Source organism: Phenylobacterium sp., from assembly GCF_025934275.1.
In the GTDB taxonomy this organism is placed as follows: Bacteria; Pseudomonadota; Alphaproteobacteria; order Caulobacterales; family Caulobacteraceae; genus Phenylobacterium.
Genome location: NZ_JAICYI010000076.1, coordinates 1 through 15306, shown reverse-complemented (window position 1 = coordinate 15306; position 15306 = coordinate 1). Strand labels below are relative to the sequence as shown.

The following is a 15306-nucleotide window of genomic DNA, read 5'->3' as shown; positions in this document are numbered from 1 at the left end:
CCGCCTCGAGCGGCTCCTCCGCCTCGTCCGGATCGGGCACGCCTAGCGACGCTCCAGGGCGAGCCGCACGCCGAAACCCACGAAGACGCCGCCGGTCAACCGGTCGAGCCAGCGGACGACGGCGCTCTTCTGCAACGCGCCGGCGATCGGCCGCGTGGCCCCGATGATCGTCCCGAACCACGGGACGGCCATCGCCGCATGCAGGCAGCCGAGCAGCAGCATGAACGGCGCCGCCGGCACGCCGGCCGGCACGAACTGCGGCAGGAAGGACACGTAGAACACCCCGGCCTTCGGGTTCAGCAGGTTGTTGAGCACCCCGCGGCCAAACCAGTCCCAGGCGCTGACGCCGCGGGCGACCGGGCCCGCCGCAGCCACCTCGAACCGCTCGCGCGGCCGCACGATCAGGTTCAGCCCGAGCCAGAGCAGGTAGGCCGCCCCCGCCCACTTCAAGACGTCGAAGGCGAGCTTCGAGGTTTCGAGCAGGGCCCCCAGGCCGAACGCCACGGCGGCCGCCCAGATGATGGTGCCCAGGCAGACGCCCGCGCCGGCCATGGCCGCCTTCCTCGGGCCCTCGACGGCGGCGGTCCGCAGCACCAGCGCGGTGTCGAGCCCCGGGGTGATGGTGAGCAGGCCCGCGGCGAGGCAGAAGGCGATCAGCGCCTCGGGAACCGTCATCGCGCTTCCTTCAGGCGGCCGTCTTCCTCGATCAGCCGGTAGAAGCAGGAGCGCGCCCCGGTGTGGCAGGCGCCGCCGTCGCCCTGCGGCCTCACCTTCAGCCAGACCGCGTCCTGGTCGCAGTCGATGCGCGCTTCCGCGACCAGCTGGATCTGGCCGCTGGTCGCGCCCTTGCGCCAGAGCTCGTTCCGCGAGCGGCTGAAGTAGTGCGCCTCGCCGGTCGCGAGCGTCTTCGCCAGCGCCTCGGCGTTCATCCAGGCGAGCATCAGCACCTCGCCGGTGTCGGCGTGCGTGGCGATCGCCGCGATCAGCCCGTCGACGTCGAAGCGGGGCGCCAGCGTCTCGCCGTGCTCGAGAGCGTCTTGCGATGAAGCGTGGGGAAACGACGTTTCGGCCATTTCCCCTCTTAGCGCCTCAGCGCTTGTTCACGAAATCCAGGAACCGTTGCCGCAGCGTCGCGTCGGTCTTGAAGACCCCGGTGAACTGGGTCGTGATCGTCGAGACGTGGCGGTGGTGCACGCCGCGGGTGGTCATGCACTGGTGGACCGCATCGACCAGCACGGCGACGCCGGCGGGCCGGAGGCTGTCGGTGATCGCATCGGCGATCTGCTGCGTCATCGTCTCCTGGGTCTGCAGACGGCGGGCGAAGATCTCGACCACCTTGGCCAGCTTGGAGATGCCCACGACCCGGTTGGTCGGCATGTAGGCCACGAACGCCTTGCCGAGGAACGGAGCCATGTGGTGCTCGCAGTGGCTCTCCACCTCGATGTCGCGCAGCATCACGATGTCGTCGTAGCCCTGCACGTCCTCGAAGGTGCGGGAAAGCTCGACGGCGGGATCGAGGTTGTAGCCCTCGAACCACTCGCCGAAGGCGTCGACGACGCGCTTGGGGGTGTCGATCACGCCTTCGCGACGCGGGTCGTCGCCCGCCCAGGCGATCAGGGTGCGAACGGCCGCCATCGCTTCTTCGCGGGTGGGGCGCTTCACGGCTTCAAGATCAAGGTCGGCGTCGGATCCGACCAGGGTTCGGTCGCGGATGGCGTCCATGTCTGAGTGCGGGTCTTTCCGGGGCTGAGTTGCGCCGGGACGAAGGTCCCGGAAATTGACGCGTGGCCACCCCTTTCACTTGGATGGGAAAGGGCCGCCGGGGTTCCCGTGGCGTCCCATCCAGGCTGCCTGTATATGGGCGACCCCGGTTCCGGGGCAACCGTTCCGCAACGTCACCGAATCGATGAGCCTGGCCCTCTACGACACCATGGCGCGCGCCAAGCGCCCGTTCGTCCCGCGCGATCCGAAGCGGGTGACGATGTATGTCTGCGGGCCGACGGTCTACAACTTCGCCCACGTCGGCAACTTCCGCCCGGTGGTGGTGTTCGACGTGCTGTTCCGGCTGCTGCGCCACGCCTATGGCGACGACGCGGTGCTCTACGCCGCCAACGTCACCGACGTCGACGACAAGATCAACGCCAAGGCCGCCGAAGAAGGCGTGCCGATCGAGGTGGTCGCCGAGCGCTACCTCGCCGCCTACAACGCCGACGCCGCCCGGCTCGGCGCGCTGGCGCCGAGCTTCCAGCCGCGCGCCACGCGGACGATGGATGCGATCATCGATATGATCGGCCGGCTCATGCGCAGCAACGCCGCCTACGCCGCCCAAGGCCACGTCGTGTTCAACACTTCCGCCTATTCCGAGTACGGCCAGCTCTCCGGCCGGCCGCTGGAGGAGATGATCGCCGGCGCCCGCGTGGAGGTCGCCCCTTACAAGCAGAACCCGGCCGACTTCGTGCTCTGGAAGCCATCGAAGCCCGGCGAGCCGGTGTGGGAGAGCCCCTGGGGGCCCGGCCGGCCCGGCTGGCACATCGAGTGCTCGGCGATGATCGAGCAGACGCTGGGCTTGCCGATCGACATCCACGGCGGCGGCGTCGACCTGATCTTTCCGCACCACGAGAACGAGCGCGCCCAGGGCGTCTGCGCCACCCACGAGCCGACCTATGCCGCCTATTGGCTGCACAACGGCTTCCTGAACTTCGGCGACGAGAAGATGTCGAAGTCGCTCGGCAATGTGGCGCTCGCCCACGACCTCTTGCAGCGCTACCCGGGCGAGGCGATCCGCTGGGCGCTGCTGGTCGGCCACTACCGTGCGCCCCTCGAGTGGAACGTCGAGCTGATCGAGCAGGCCCGGCGCTCGCTGGACCGGCTCTATGGCGCGCTGCGCCGCGCCGCCGAGGTCCCGCCCGGCGCTAAGCGGCCGTCGGCCGGCTTCCTGGCGGCGCTGGACGATGACCTCAACACCGCCGCCGCCATGGCCGAGCTCTTCGCGCTCGCTGCGGCGCTGGAGACCGGGACGGCCGCGGAGAAGGCCCGCGCCAAGGGCGAGCTCCTGGGCTCCGCAGGGCTGATGGGCTTCCTCGCCGCCGATCCGGAGCATTGGTTCCAGGGCGGGGCGGATGCTGCCCTCAGGGCGCGGATTGAGGCGCTGGTCGCCGCCCGCGACACGGCGCGGCGCGCGAAGGACTGGCCCGAGGCCGACCGCCTGCGGGCCGAGCTCACGGCGCTCAACGTCGAGGTGATGGACGGCCCCTCAGGCGCGACCTGGCGGCTGAAGGCGCCGGCCTGAGCCCCCCTACGCCGTCTAAGGCCTTGCAATCGCCCAACTCCTCAGGCCTCGTCGCGGGGTTATGCCGATCGCCCCGCCGCCCCCGTTGAAGGTCAACCCCTTCGGCCGCATGGGTCCGCCCAAGCCGAAGGGCGGCGGCGGCCCGGCCAAGCCCAGCGGCCCGCGCGGCATCCGCATCGAGCACCGCATCGGCGTCCAGGCCCCCGCCGAGGCGATCTGGGACGTGCTCTACGACCTGGAGGGTTGGCAGACCTGGAACCCGCTCTACCCGAAGGCGTCCGGGGCGATCCGCATCGGCGCGCCGCTCACGCTGACGCTGGCGTTGCCCGGCCAGCCGCAGCGCGTCATCCAGCCTACGGTGCTGGAATGGGTTCCGAACGAGCAGCTGCACTGGCGGCTGTCGCTGATGGGCGGCCTGGTCAGGACCGTGCGCTACATAGAGATCGACAGCCTCGCCGAGGAAAGCTGCATCATCAACAACGGCGAGATCTTCGGCGGGCTGATGGGCGCTTCCGTCGTCAAGCAGTCCGGCCGCGCCATCCATCGCGGCTTCCAGGCCATGGGCGAGGCGCTCAAGACCCGCGCCGAGGCGCGCTGGCAGGCGCAGAAAGGCTAGCCTCCGCTCACGGCGGATTGAGCGGCGATTCGCGCGGGATGGTGGCGCCGCGGCGCGGCACGTAGAGCTTGTGGCACTCGTTGCAGGCGTCGTAGAGCCGTCCGCCCATCTCGAACGCCTTGGCCGCGTCATGCGCGCGGATCACGGGCTCGCCCAGGCGGGCGACCTCGATCATCAGCCGGGCGTCGTCGTTCCAGCGCCCGGAGCGCGTGAACGGCGGCTGCTGGAGAACCTTGCCCCAGGCCTGCATCGCCTCCGCGCCCTTCAGGGCGGCCGCCCAGCGCAGGCTGGCCTGGGCCGGCGTCTCGCCGTCCGGCGGATCGTTGCCCGCCGCCCAGAAGGCGAGCGCCGCCGGGTTCACGTGCGTCGCCATGATGGTCTGCATCGTGTCGCCCCGCGCCAGCGCCGCCGGAGCGATCGCGATGAGCACGAGGGTCAGGGCGAGACGGAGATGCATGGGCGAAGCTTGGCATGCGCCGGCATCTTTGCGCCATCTCCCGCTTCCGCCATCGCCGCCGTGGTCGGCGATTGCCCGGATCGGCCGCGCGCCCTACATGCCATGCGATGATCGACGACCTCTATTCGGCGAAGGTGCTGGCGCTGGCGGCTAACCTCCCGCGGCTCGGGCGGCTGGCGCACGCCCAGGGCTCGGCCGAGAAGGTCTCCAAGCTCTGCGGCAGCCGCGTGCTGGTCGACGTCGCCGTCGAGGGCGACCGGGTGTCGGATTTCGCCCAGGAAGTGAAGGCGTGCGCGCTGGGCCAGGCCTCGGCCTCGGTGCTGGGCGGACATGTGATCGGCGCCTCCGTTGACGAACTGGAAACTGCGCGCGATCAGCTTCGGGCGATGTTGAAGGAGGGCGGCTCCCCGCCCGAAGGACGATTTGCGGATCTGGCGATGCTTGCGCCTGTGAGAGATTATCCGGCCCGTCACGCCTCGACGTTGCTGGCGTTCGAGGCGGTGTGCGAAGCCGTGCGCAAGGCCGTGGCGCGAACTAGCCCCGCCGGCGCGGCTTGATCCTCTCGTAGCCCCGGCGTAAGCGCTGGGACCGTTCCACATATCCGCTCACCGGCATGACCCTTTACGAGAGCTGCGTCAGGGGCGCGCTTCGCGCCTACAAGCTGACGCTTTCGCCGCTGATCGGGCGGCAGTGCCGGTACCTTCCGACCTGCTCGGAATATGCCGCTGAAGCCCTGATCGGCCACGGCCTGTGGCGCGGGAGCGGTCTCGCGGTCCGCCGGCTGTGTCGTTGCCATCCCTGGGGCGGCTCGGGCTATGACCCGGTCCCGCCCCCGCGCCGCAAGGCCCCGCGAGAGGTTTCCGGACCCCCGGCGCGAACCCGGACCTGAAAGACATGATCGACCTGATTTTTCCCGACGGCTCCCAGCGCCAGTTCGACGACGGCGTCACGGGCCGCGCCATCGCGGGCTCCATCTCCAAGTCGCTGGAGAAGAAGGCCGTGCTCGTGAAGCTCGACGGCGAGCTGCTCGACCTCGACCGGCCGCTCGCCAGGGGCGGCCGCTTCGAGATCCTGACGCGCGAGTCCCCCGAGGCGCTTGAGACCATCCGCCACGACGTCAGCCACATCATGGCCGAGGCCGTGCAGGAGCTGTTCCCCGGCACGCAGGTGACCATCGGCCCGGCGATCGAGGACGGCTTCTACTACGACTTCGCCCGCGACGAGCCGTTCAGCCTCGACGACCTGCCGAAGATCGAGCAGCGCATGAAGGAGATCGTCGAGCGGGACGAGCCGATCAAGCGCGAGGTGTGGGACCGCGACGAGGCGATTCGCCACTTCGAGTCGATCGGCGAACGCTACAAGGCCGAGATCATCCGCGACCTGCCTGAGGACGAGGAGATCAGCGTCTACCGCCAGGGGAGCTGGAAGGACCTGTGCCTGGGCCCGCACCTGCCCTCGACGAGGGCCGCCGGCAAGGCGTTCAAGCTGACCAAGCTGGCCGGCGCCTACTGGCGGGGCGACCACCGCAATCCGCAACTGCAGCGGATCTACGGCACCGCCTGGGCCAGCGAGGCGGAGCTGGACGCCTACCTGCATCGCCTCGAGGAGGCCGAGAAGCGCGACCACCGCAAGATCGGCCAGGCCATGGATCTCTTCCATTTCCAGGAAGAGGGACGCGGGATGGCGTTCTGGCATCCCAAGGGCTGGACCCTGTACCGTACGCTCGTGGCCTACATGCGACGTCGGATGGAGGCCGCCGGCTATCAGGAAGTGAAGACGCCCCAGCTGCTTGACCGATCCCTTTGGGAGCGATCCGGCCACTGGGACAAGTTCCACTCCGACATGTTCGTCTGCGAGACGGACGAGGGCGAGGTGCTCGCCGTCAAGCCGATGAACTGCCCCGGCCACGTCCAAATCTTCAACCATGGCCAGCGTAGCTACCGCGAACTGCCGATCCGGTTGGCCGAGTTCGAGGGCCTGCACCGCTACGAGAGCTCCGGCTCGCTGCACGGACTGCTTCGCGTGCGCCAGCTGGCTCAGGACGATGCGCACGTCTTCTGTCGCGAGGACCAGGTGGAGAGCGAGACGCGCGACTTCGTCCGCCTGCTGAACCTCGTATACGCCGACCTGGGCGTTGAGCTGCACGCCGTCAAGCTCGCCTTGCGCCCGGAGGTGCGCGCGGGCTCCGACGAGATGTGGGACCGGGCCGAGGCGATGCTCGAGCGGGCGGCGCGCGATGTGGGCCTCGAATTCGAGATCCTGCCCGGCGAGGGAGGATTCTATGCGCCGAAGCTGGAGTTCCACCTGAGGGACGCCATCGGGCGCACCTGGCAGTGCGGCACGCTGCAGCTCGACATGGTCATGCCCGAGCGGCTCGACGCCAGCTATATCGGCGAGGACGGCCTGAAGCATCGGCCGGTGATGCTGCACCGGGCCATCTTCGGCTCCATCGAGCGATTCCTGGGTGTGCTCATCGAGCACTATGCCGGGGCTTTTCCGCTCTGGTTGGCTCCTGTTCAGCTTGTTGTGGCCACAATCACCTCCGACGCTGACGACTACGCGCGCGAAGCGGCGGCGGCGCTGCAGGCGAAGGGGCTGAGGGTGGAGCTCGATCTCCGCAACGAGAAGGTGGGTTACAAGGTCCGCGAGCACAGCCTCGCGAAGACGCCCGTGATCGCCGTCGTCGGCCGCCGCGAGGCCGAGCAGCGGCAGGTCGCCCTGCGCCGCCTGGGCTCGGACCGCCAGCAGCTGATGGGACTGGATGACGCCGCAAATGCGCTTGCCTCTGAGGCGAGTCCGCCTGATCTTGCGAGGCAGGCGGCGGGCGCGCTCGCGCCTCGCACGGCGGTGGTCAGGGAGGCTGGATGAACGGCGTCGCCGCACCCATCGTCGCCGCGGAACCTGCGGAGCTCGCCGAGTTCCTCAAGCCGCGCCGCGGCGTCTCGGTGGTCATGGTCGTCTACATGACGGGCGAGGCGCTCGAGGAGAGCCTCGCCTGCGTGCTGCGCGACCCGCTGGTCGACGAGTTGGTGGTCGTGGACAATGGCTCGAGCGAAGCCGAAGCCCATGTGCTGCGCAGCCTCGCCGCGCGCGATCCACGGGTGGTGTTGCTGAGCGGCCACGGCAATGTCGGATTCGCGCGTGGCGCGAATCTCGGCGCCCGCAAGGCGCGCGGCGACCTGCTCGTGTTCCTGAACCCCGACGCCTTCCTGCAGCCGGGTTGCGTGGCCGAGCTGGTCCGCGAGATCGAGAGCCGGCCGGCCCCCTGCGTGGTGGGCGGCCGGGTGCTGAACGCCGACCGCTCCGAGCAGCGCGGCGGCCGGCGCGGCGACATCACCCCGATGAGCGCGCTGCTCTCGTTCAGCCGCCTCGCCCAGCGCGTGCCGGGCTGGCGCCGCTTCGAGGTGCACTGGGAGAGCGAGGCCGAGCCTGAGGCCGCAGCGGCGGTCCCGACCATCTCCGGCGCCTGCTTCTGCATGCGCCGCGAGGACTTCGACGCCGTCGAGGGTTTCGACGAGGGCTATTTCCTGCACGTCGAGGACGTCGACCTCTGCTGGCGGGTCCGCCGCCAGGGCGGCCAGGTGCTGTTCCACCCGAAGGCCGAGGTGATCCACCTGGGCCACACCAGTCAGACCAGCCCGCTGCGTGTGGAATTCCACAAGGGCGTCGGGCTGGCCCGCTACTTCCGCAAGCGCGCGGAGACGCTCCCGCAACGCCTGGCGGCATGCTTGCTGTCCCCGCTGGTGGTCGGCGCGGCGCTCGCCCGGCCTCTGCTCTGGCGACTAACCGGCCGCGCGACGTAAAGGGAAGCCCCCGGCCCTGCTCACCGATGCGGTCGGTTGCTTGCCGAGAAGGCCGGTGACCCAATCGGCCGTCTCGATCAGGGCGTCGAGGTCGTAGCCCGTGGCATAGCCCGCCCGCTCGAGCATGTAGACCAGGTCCTCGGTGCCGATGTTGCCGGTTGCGTCGGGGGCGAACGGGCAGCCGCCCAGGCCGCCGCAGCTGGCGTCCAGCACCTCGACGCCAGCCTCGACGCTGGCGAAGGCGTTGGCGAGGCCGGTGTTGCGGGTGTCGTGGAAGTGCATCCGCAGCCGCAAGCCGGGGGCGGCGGTCCGCGCCGCCTCGATCCGCCGGCGCACCAGCCAGGGGTCGGCGACGCCGATGGTGTCGGCCAGCGCCAGCTCGTCGACCTCCGCCTCCGCCGCCGCCCGCACGATCCGCAGCACCTGCTCCTCGGAGACCTCGCCCTCGAACGGGCAGCCGAACGCGACGGAGATGGTGACCGTGATCGGCGGGCCGCCCTCGGCGTGCTTGCGCGCGGCGATCCGCTGCATGGCGGCGAGCTGCTCGTCGACGCTGGCGCCCTGATTACGGATGCCGAAGCCGTCGGTGGCGCAGACCACCACGTTGGCCTCGTCGCAGCCGGCCGCCAGGCAACGGTCCCAGCCGCGCTCGTTCAGAACAAGGCCGATGCGCGAGCGGCCCTCGGCATGCGGCAGCGCCGCCGAGATCTCCTCCGCGCCCGCCATCTGCGGCACGCGCTTGGGATTGACGAACGACACGGTCTCCATCCGCCGCGCGCCCGCCGTCTCGAGCCTTTCGATGAACTCGATCTTCTGATCGATCTCCAGCAACGCCTTCTCGTTCTGCAGCCCGTCCCTGGGACCGACTTCGACGATCTCAATGCGACGGCTCATGGCATCTCTCCCGGGCTCGATCCGTTCGGCGTGTCGGGCGCCTTGTAAACGCGCAGGGCGAGCTTGTGGCCGGTGGAATAGTCGACGCCGTCCACCTCGGCCACCCGGACGGCCGTTGCGTGGTCGGCCGCGAGCGCCGTCTCGAAGGCGGCCTCTTCCCTCGCTTCCACCACCGCCGGCCGATGCTCGACCATGGCCTCGGCGGCGTCCTCGGCGTCGCCCAGTTCGGTGTCTGTGCCGAGCTCGAAGACGAGGCTCGGCTCGGCGTAGCCCACGACGGTCACCGGCGCGTCGGCGAGACCCTGGCTCGGCAGCAGCTGGGCCTTGCCCAGCGCCTGCTCCACCCGGGCGGAGAGCCAAAGCGGCGAGAGCCTGGGCGCGAACCCGGCGGCCAGCGCGGCATGGCCGAGAAGCCCCAGGCCCAGTCCTGAGGCCAGGGCGGCAAGCGGCGTCTTGCGCGCCAACAGGTAGGCGGCGACCAGCCCGGCCGCGGCGAGCAGAGCCGCGGCGAGGCCCGCCTCAGGCGCGTCGCGGCCCGCTCCGTAGCGCGACTGCAGATAGAAGACCCCGGCGGCGAGGGCCAGGCCGATCAGCGCCTGCAGCGCTGCGCCCGCCCATTTGACGCGCGCGCCGAGCGGCTGGATGAGCGCTGCGGCGGCGAGCCAGGCGAGCGCGCCATAGGCCGGCAGGGTGTAGTGCACGAGCTTGGTCGGCAGCGCCTCGAAGACGAGCCAGGTCGGGATCAGCCAGGCCAGCGCAAAGCGGACGCCGGTCTCGCTGCGACGGCGCCAGGCGGCGACGGCGGCGGCCGGCAGCATCAGGGTCATCGGGAAGGCGAGGATCGGTGCGAGCAGGGTGTGGTAGCCAGGCGGCGCGCCGTGGGTTTCCTGGCCGCCGGCGAGCTTCGGGGCCAGGTCGCCGGCCAGGGCGCTCGACCAGAAGCCGCCGTCGGTCGCCACCGTCACCGCGCCGGCCCACGGTCCGACGATGATCAGGAACAGGATCAAGCCCCAGTAGGCGTCGAGCTTGACGAGCCAGCCGGCCCGACGCTCGACGATCACCAGCGCCAGGATGGCGAGGGCGGCCACCATCGGCCCGACCGGCCCCTTGACCAGGGTTGCGACCCCGAGCGCGGCCCAGAACACCATCGCCGCGGCGCGGCCCACCGGGGGTCCGTCGCGCGCCGAAGCGTAGATCCGCGCCAGCGCCGCCATGGCCAGGGTCGTCGCGCCGCACAGCACCGCGTCGGTCTTGGCGATGAACGCCTCGGTCGAGAGCAGGAAGGTGGTTCCGAGCATGGCCCCGGCCAGCAGCCCGGCCTCGGGTCCGAAGAAGGCAGCGGCCCCCCAGGCGCAGGCGCCCGCCGCCAGCATGGCGCCGATCAGGGACGGGATCCGGTAGGCCCAGATCTGCCGCGCCTCGGGACTGGAGAACAGGCTGACGCTGGCCGCCTGCAGCCAGTGGATGCCGACCGGCTTCTTGAACCGCGGCTCCTCCTGATAGCGGATCACCACGAAATCGCGGGTTTCCAGCATCTGGGCGGTGGCCTGGGCGAAGCGGGACTCGTCGCGGTCAAGCGGCGGCACGGCGATCAGGCCCGGCAGCCCGGCCAGTAAGGCGATGAAGGCCGCGACCGCGGGTCCCCGCCAGCCCCGGCTCCAGCGCGCCAGTTCGCCCTGAAGCGTCATTTGGCCCTGATAACACGATCCTTCCCCGCGCAAGGTTTTCAGCTATGCAGGCGCCATGGCCCGACGCGCGTCCGCCGCCGCCCCGCAGATCTCCGTGGTGACGCCCGTGTTCGACGAGGAGGGCGCCGCCCCCGCGCTCGCCCGCGAGATCGCCGGCGCGTTCCGCGGCCGCAGCTTCGAGATCGTCTTCGTCGACGACGCCAGCCGGGACGGCACCCGCGCGGCGCTGAAGGCGCTGGAGCGCGAGATCCCCGAGCTGCGGGTGCTGGCGCATCGCAAGAACGCCGGCCAGAGCCGGGCCATCCGCACGGGCGTGCTGGGCGCGCGTGGCGAGATCATCGTCACCCTCGATGGGGACGGCCAGAACGATCCGGCGGACGGACCGAAGCTGGTGGACGCGCTCCTCGCCGGCGGGCCCGACCTCGCCATGGTCGGCGGCGAGCGCGTGAAGCGCCAGGACAGCCGGGCCAAGAAGATCGCCTCGCGGATCGGCAACGGGGTCCGCAAGCGTCTGCTCCGCGACACCGCCAACGACACCGGCTGCGGGCTGAAGGCCTTCCGCCGCGAGGCCTTCCTGCGGCTTCCCTACTTCGACCACATCCACCGCTACCTGCCGGCGCTAATGGTCCGCGAGGGTTATCGGACGGCGTTCTTGCCGGTGAACCATCGGCATCGCACCACCGGCCGCTCGAAGTACACCAACCTCGGCCGGCTGTGGGTGTCGTTGTCCGACCTGATGGGCGTGATGTGGCTGCAGTCGCGGGCCCGCAATCCCGCCGGCGTTGAAGAAGTCTAGGCGCGAACCCGACCCACGACCGGAGCGGCGACCTTAAGGCCCTCCTCCATGCGGCCGGCGAGCCAGCCGGCGATCTCGTCCGGCAGGACGTCGGCGGTCCAGACGAGGCGAGCCTTTCCGCCGGGCGCTTCGACGACCTCGAACGAGGCCGAGTGATGGCTCATCCTTTCGCTCTGGACGGAATAGGCGAGCCGGCGGCGTTCGTCGTCACGCCCGAGGAACAGCTCCTTGACGGTGAGCCCGTCGGCGAAAGTCACCAGGCGGCCGCCCGGCACGAGTTCGACGTTGCTGACGAATCCCGGCGCAAAGCGCCGATGCACCGCGCCGAAGTCGGCGATCGCGTCCCACACCGCCGGCGCAGGCGCGTCGATTTCAATGTCCCTGATGATCGAAGCCATGATCCATCTCCCGATTTCCGAAGGAGCTTGGCAGGCCCCGCCGCTCGGCGCTGGCGGATTTCGGACGAGGTCGGCGGCTCAGGTGAGCGCGCTGAAGATCAGCGCCACGAGGGCGAGGTCGAAGACGCGCGAGGCGAGCTGGATCATGGCAAGGCCCGTGGTGGGGGAGATCGAAGACGGTTAAGCAAGACCGGCGCCACCAAGGCCGAGAGCTCCATGGCCCTGTTCTTCGACGTCGACTGGTTCGAGGCGCGCCTCGCCGAGCGCGGCCTGTCGCGGCCGGTGATGGCGGCGGCGAGCGGGCTATCCGAGGCCGACCTCGCCCTCGTCTTCAAGGACCAGCGGGAACTTTCCGCCGAGGACGTGGCGCGTTTCGCCGTGCTCTTGGGCGAGCCTGCCGAGGAAGTCGCGCGCCGCGCGGGCGTCTCCACGCCGGTTCCTGGCCCGGCCGCCGGGCTCGCGGAGGCCAGGATTGCGGCCCTGGAACGCCGGGTGGCCGCCCTCGAGGCCGAAATCGCTCGTCTCGCCCGCGGCGGCTAGACCTCGGTCCGGGTGATCGCACCCTTGCGCAAGCGACGGTCCCTGGCGCCGGACCATTCGGTGCGGTTGTAGAGGCTGTTGGCCGCCTCGAAGGCCTCCGGACCGGCGCGCAGCCCACGCTTGGCGCCGTCCTGCCCGATGAGCTGGGCGGCGAGCTCGGCGCGCCCGCCGGCGCGTCCCGAACGCGGCTCGATGCGCGGCGCGCGGGTCAGCGGAACCGGCAGCCGCGCGGGCTCGATCGCAGCCTCCGCCTCCGGCGCGCCCGGGTCGGCGCGCTGGGCGCGTCGGGGAAGGTCCGAGCGGCGGATCGGCTCAATTCGGGACATCATGCTTAAGCGGCTGCAAGCCCTAAGCCAGACGAACGCCTGAGCTCAGCGCTTGGTGGCCAGCTTGTCGATCTGCGCCTGCATCTCCTCCATCTGCCTGCGCAGTTGGGCCAGCGCGTCGTCCGCCGGCGGCGGTTCGGCCTTGGAGGCCGTCGGCGCCGGCTCCTCGCCTTTCGCATAGGCGAACGGCGAGAACATCTTCATGGCGCGGTCGAACAGCGCGAGGTTCTGGCGGATCTGCTCCTCGTAGACGCCCATGCCGCCGCCGGCTCCCAGCGTCGAGAGCTGGCTGCGCATCCGCTCCTGCTGCTGGGTGAACGCCGCCAGCGACATCTCGAGGTAGCTCGGCAGGAAGGCCTGCAGGGAGTTGCCGTAGAAGCTGATCAGCTGCCGCAGGAACTGGATCGGCAGCAGCGACTGCCCCTGGCTCTCCTCCTCGAAGATGATCTGCGTCAGCACCGAGCGGGTGATGTCCTCGTTGGTCTTGGCGTCGTAGACCACGAAGTCGACGCCGCGCTTCACCATGTCGGCGAGATGCTCGAGGGTAACGTAGGAGGAGGAGGCGGTGTTGTAGAGCCGCCGGTTGGCGTACTTCTTGATGACCACGCGCTCGCCCTGGGGAGCGTCTTTACCCGGGGTGTCAGCCATCCCAATCCCTTGCGCCGGACGCCCGTTCCGGCGCCGCGTTTCTGCACCGCAGTATCGCGGATGCGAGGCGATAAGCAATTGCGGCCGCGATTTTGGTGCGATGCGGGGTCGCCGGGTGTCTCTCCCGCGCCGCGCCCAGGTCCAAAAAGCGCCCCAGTCGGGCGACATCGTTTGGCGGACGATGATGGGACGGCCGTCTGCGGTTTCGAGGTCGATCTGCGCAGCGGCGATCTGTGCAGGCCTGGGATTCGCAAGCGCTGCGGCGGCCCAGGAGACCCTGCGCCAAGGCCTGTTCGGCCGCCAGGCGCTGACCGGCCGCGAGCTCGGGCCGCCGACGGTGGCCCGCTACGTGTCCGAGGATGGCGACAGCTTCATCCTGGACCGGACCCAGGACCGCCCGCTCCTCAAGTTCGACGACAGCCCCGAGGTCTGGGTCCTCAACCCGCAGCCCGCCCCGCGCGGCGACGTGATCTACAAGAACGACCAGGGCGAGCCGGTGCTGCGCGCCACGCGCCTGGGCGGCCTGACGGTGTTCACGCCGCATCGACCGAGCGGCGAGGCGGTGGCCCTGGCCGGCGGCGGCAGCCCCTTGCGGCTGCCCGTGCTTGGGCCTCAGGCGCTCGCCGAGCGGGTGGTCGCGGCAAGCGGCCGGGCGAGCCACGCCGCACGGCGGCTGATCCCCTTCGATGTCGAGGCGACGCCGCGCTCCTCCGGGCTGATCGCCGATGCGGCCCTGGTGGTGAGCGAAGCGATCATCCGGATCAGCCGCCGGGCCGACGCGTCGCGCCTGCTGGCGAAGTTTCGCGAGGTGAAGCTGATCGAGGGCCGCAGGCCGACCGCCAGCCTCAGCCGCGGCGCCCTGCAGGTGACCGTGGTCCCGAGCCTGGGCCTGGCGGGCCGTCCCTCCTCGGAACGCATCGTGATGGTGGCGGCCGGCGGCCGGTGAGGGTCGGTGCGCCGGCTCAGCCCCTGAAGGCATCCTTGGCGGCGCGCACGGCGCCGAAGGCCTCGTGGTCGGCCTTGCCCTGCGCGCCGACCCGCCCCGCCAGCGCCGGAGCCCGGAGGAACGGATTGGTCGCCTTCTCCAGGCCGATGGTGGTCGGCACCGTCGGCTCTCCGCGCTCGCGGGCGGCGAACACCGCCTCGGCGCGGCGCTTCAGCGCCGGATCGTCGTCCACCGACAGCGCGAAGCGGGCGTTGGACGCCGTGTACTCGTGCGCGCAGTAGACGCGCGTGTCGTCGGGCAGGGCGGCGAGCCGCTGAAGGCTCGCCCACATCTGGGCTGCGTCGCCTTCGAACAGCCGTCCGCAGCCCATGGCGAACAGCGTGTCTCCGACGAAGGCGATGCGGTCGGCCGCATCGTAGTAGGTGATGTGCCCCAGGGTGTGGCCGCCGGACTCGATCACCTGGAATCCGGTCTCGCCGAGCTCGACCACATCGCCGCCGCTCACCTCGCGGTCCAGCGGCGCGATGCGGGTCACCTCCTTCGGCCCGACTATGGTCGCTCCCGTCGCCGCCTTGACCTCGGCGTTGCCGCCCGCGTGGTCCGGATGCCAGTGGGTGTTGAGGATCAGGGCGAGCGTCCAGCCGAGCTCCCGCAGCTCGCGCAGGATGGCGCCGGATTCGGGGGTGTCGATGCAGGCGGCCAGCCCGCTCGCCTCGTCGCGGGCGAGGAAGCCGTAGTTGTCGGAGAGGCAGGGGAACTGGTGGACCGTGAGCGGCATGACGGGCCCTCCTCGCGCGACAATGCGCCAGACGCCATTTAGGTTGGCGCGAGACTTTCGTCGAGACGACAGCTGGACCTGAATGCGCCGCGACGTCATCGAGCTTCGCCAATTCTACGCCTCCGAT

General features: G+C 70.5%; 19 protein-coding genes. 9 read left to right on the top strand and 10 right to left on the bottom strand.

All coding sequences use genetic code 11. The features are described 5' to 3' along the window. Nucleotides 1-42: 42 nt before the first annotated feature. From Q0W60_RS15960 to folE, 3 genes are read right to left on the bottom strand one after another with little or no spacing between them, the layout of a single operon-like run. The gene (locus tag Q0W60_RS15960; RefSeq protein ID WP_297697074.1) at nucleotides 43-675 is read right to left on the bottom strand and encodes a LysE family translocator; all 633 of its coding nucleotides are present in this window, start codon (nucleotides 673-675) and stop codon (nucleotides 43-45) included. Beyond that, a complete protein-coding gene (gene hisI / locus Q0W60_RS15955; protein ID WP_297697073.1) occupies nucleotides 672-1073 on the bottom strand; it encodes a phosphoribosyl-AMP cyclohydrolase in 402 nt (133 codons plus the stop codon). The genes Q0W60_RS15960 and hisI overlap by 4 nt, the downstream gene beginning before the upstream one ends. Before the next feature lie 16 nt (nucleotides 1074-1089). After that, on the bottom strand, nucleotides 1090-1722 hold the full coding sequence (gene folE / locus Q0W60_RS15950; RefSeq protein ID WP_297697072.1) for a GTP cyclohydrolase I FolE: 633 nt from the start codon (nucleotides 1720-1722) through the stop codon (nucleotides 1090-1092). Between the two features lie 184 nt (nucleotides 1723-1906). On the opposite strand from folE, the gene cysS reads away from it, so the two are divergent. Next, nucleotides 1907-3289 (top strand): cysteine--tRNA ligase, encoded by a 1383-nt coding sequence (gene cysS / locus Q0W60_RS15945; RefSeq protein ID WP_297697071.1) that lies wholly within the window; start codon nucleotides 1907-1909, stop codon nucleotides 3287-3289. Between the two features lie 61 nt (nucleotides 3290-3350). After that, nucleotides 3351-3905 carry an SRPBCC domain-containing protein gene (locus tag Q0W60_RS15940; RefSeq protein ID WP_297697070.1) on the top strand — a complete coding sequence of 185 codons (555 nt, stop codon included), beginning with the start codon at nucleotides 3351-3353 and terminating at the stop codon, nucleotides 3903-3905. 7 nt (nucleotides 3906-3912) lie between these two features. Here Q0W60_RS15940 and Q0W60_RS15935 read toward each other — a convergent pair whose 3' ends face one another. Then, a complete protein-coding gene (locus tag Q0W60_RS15935) occupies nucleotides 3913-4362 on the bottom strand; it encodes a hypothetical protein (RefSeq protein WP_297697069.1) in 450 nt (149 codons plus the stop codon). Between the two features lie 107 nt (nucleotides 4363-4469). On the opposite strand from Q0W60_RS15935, the gene Q0W60_RS15930 reads away from it, so the two are divergent. Genes Q0W60_RS15930 through Q0W60_RS15915 form a run of 4 tightly spaced genes read left to right on the top strand, consistent with a single transcriptional unit; the run spans nucleotide 4470 to nucleotide 8165 of the window. Then, the gene (locus Q0W60_RS15930) at nucleotides 4470-4919 is read left to right on the top strand and encodes an iron-sulfur cluster assembly scaffold protein (protein ID WP_297697068.1); all 450 of its coding nucleotides are present in this window, start codon (nucleotides 4470-4472) and stop codon (nucleotides 4917-4919) included. A gap of 56 nt (nucleotides 4920-4975) precedes the next feature. Further along, nucleotides 4976-5251, top strand: coding sequence for a membrane protein insertion efficiency factor YidD (gene yidD / locus Q0W60_RS15925; protein WP_297697067.1), 276 nt, complete (start codon nucleotides 4976-4978; stop codon nucleotides 5249-5251). A 5-nt stretch (nucleotides 5252-5256) separates the two neighbouring features. Continuing rightward, nucleotides 5257-7230 carry a threonine--tRNA ligase gene (gene thrS, locus Q0W60_RS15920; protein WP_297697066.1) on the top strand — a complete coding sequence of 658 codons (1974 nt, stop codon included), beginning with the start codon at nucleotides 5257-5259 and terminating at the stop codon, nucleotides 7228-7230. Further along, nucleotides 7227-8165 (top strand): glycosyltransferase family 2 protein, encoded by a 939-nt coding sequence (locus Q0W60_RS15915; protein ID WP_297697065.1) that lies wholly within the window; start codon nucleotides 7227-7229, stop codon nucleotides 8163-8165. Before thrS ends, Q0W60_RS15915 begins: the two co-directional genes overlap by 4 nt. Here the strand turns inward: Q0W60_RS15915 and Q0W60_RS15910 are convergent. Then, on the bottom strand, nucleotides 8145-9059 hold the full coding sequence (locus Q0W60_RS15910; RefSeq protein WP_297697064.1) for a hydroxymethylglutaryl-CoA lyase: 915 nt from the start codon (nucleotides 9057-9059) through the stop codon (nucleotides 8145-8147). The genes Q0W60_RS15915 and Q0W60_RS15910 overlap by 21 nt on opposite strands. Then, nucleotides 9056-10747, bottom strand: coding sequence for a glycosyltransferase family 39 protein (locus tag Q0W60_RS15905; RefSeq protein ID WP_297697063.1), 1692 nt, complete (start codon nucleotides 10745-10747; stop codon nucleotides 9056-9058). The genes Q0W60_RS15910 and Q0W60_RS15905 overlap by 4 nt, the downstream gene beginning before the upstream one ends. 55 nt (nucleotides 10748-10802) lie before the next feature. Here Q0W60_RS15905 and Q0W60_RS15900 point away from each other — a divergent pair, with 55 nt between their 5' ends. Beyond that, the gene (locus Q0W60_RS15900; protein WP_297697062.1) at nucleotides 10803-11543 is read left to right on the top strand and encodes a glycosyltransferase family 2 protein; all 741 of its coding nucleotides are present in this window, start codon (nucleotides 10803-10805) and stop codon (nucleotides 11541-11543) included. Here Q0W60_RS15900 and Q0W60_RS15895 read toward each other — a convergent pair. Further along, nucleotides 11540-11941, bottom strand: coding sequence for an SRPBCC family protein (locus tag Q0W60_RS15895; RefSeq protein ID WP_297697061.1), 402 nt, complete (start codon nucleotides 11939-11941; stop codon nucleotides 11540-11542). The two genes, Q0W60_RS15900 and Q0W60_RS15895, sit on opposite strands and share 4 nt — an antisense overlap. A 216-nt stretch (nucleotides 11942-12157) precedes the next feature. Here Q0W60_RS15895 and Q0W60_RS15890 point away from each other — a divergent pair, with 216 nt between their 5' ends. Further along, nucleotides 12158-12481, top strand: coding sequence for a DNA-binding protein (locus Q0W60_RS15890; protein ID WP_297697060.1), 324 nt, complete (start codon nucleotides 12158-12160; stop codon nucleotides 12479-12481). Here the strand turns inward: Q0W60_RS15890 and Q0W60_RS15885 are convergent. Further along, nucleotides 12478-12807 (bottom strand): hypothetical protein, encoded by a 330-nt coding sequence (locus Q0W60_RS15885; RefSeq protein ID WP_297697059.1) that lies wholly within the window; start codon nucleotides 12805-12807, stop codon nucleotides 12478-12480. The genes Q0W60_RS15890 and Q0W60_RS15885 overlap by 4 nt on opposite strands. Before the next feature lie 45 nt (nucleotides 12808-12852). Further along, a complete protein-coding gene (gene phaR / locus Q0W60_RS15880) occupies nucleotides 12853-13455 on the bottom strand; it encodes a polyhydroxyalkanoate synthesis repressor PhaR (protein WP_297697058.1) in 603 nt (200 codons plus the stop codon). A 184-nt stretch (nucleotides 13456-13639) separates the two neighbouring features. Between phaR and Q0W60_RS15875 the strand changes: the two genes are divergently transcribed. Next, on the top strand, nucleotides 13640-14401 hold the full coding sequence (locus tag Q0W60_RS15875; protein WP_297697057.1) for a DUF4908 domain-containing protein: 762 nt from the start codon (nucleotides 13640-13642) through the stop codon (nucleotides 14399-14401). Nucleotides 14402-14417: 16 nt separating this feature from the next. Here Q0W60_RS15875 and gloB read toward each other — a convergent pair whose 3' ends face one another. Continuing rightward, nucleotides 14418-15179: a hydroxyacylglutathione hydrolase gene (gene gloB / locus Q0W60_RS15870; RefSeq protein WP_297697056.1), complete on the bottom strand. Its 762-nt coding sequence runs from the start codon at nucleotides 15177-15179 to the stop codon at nucleotides 14418-14420. Nucleotides 15180-15306 lie beyond the last annotated feature (127 nt).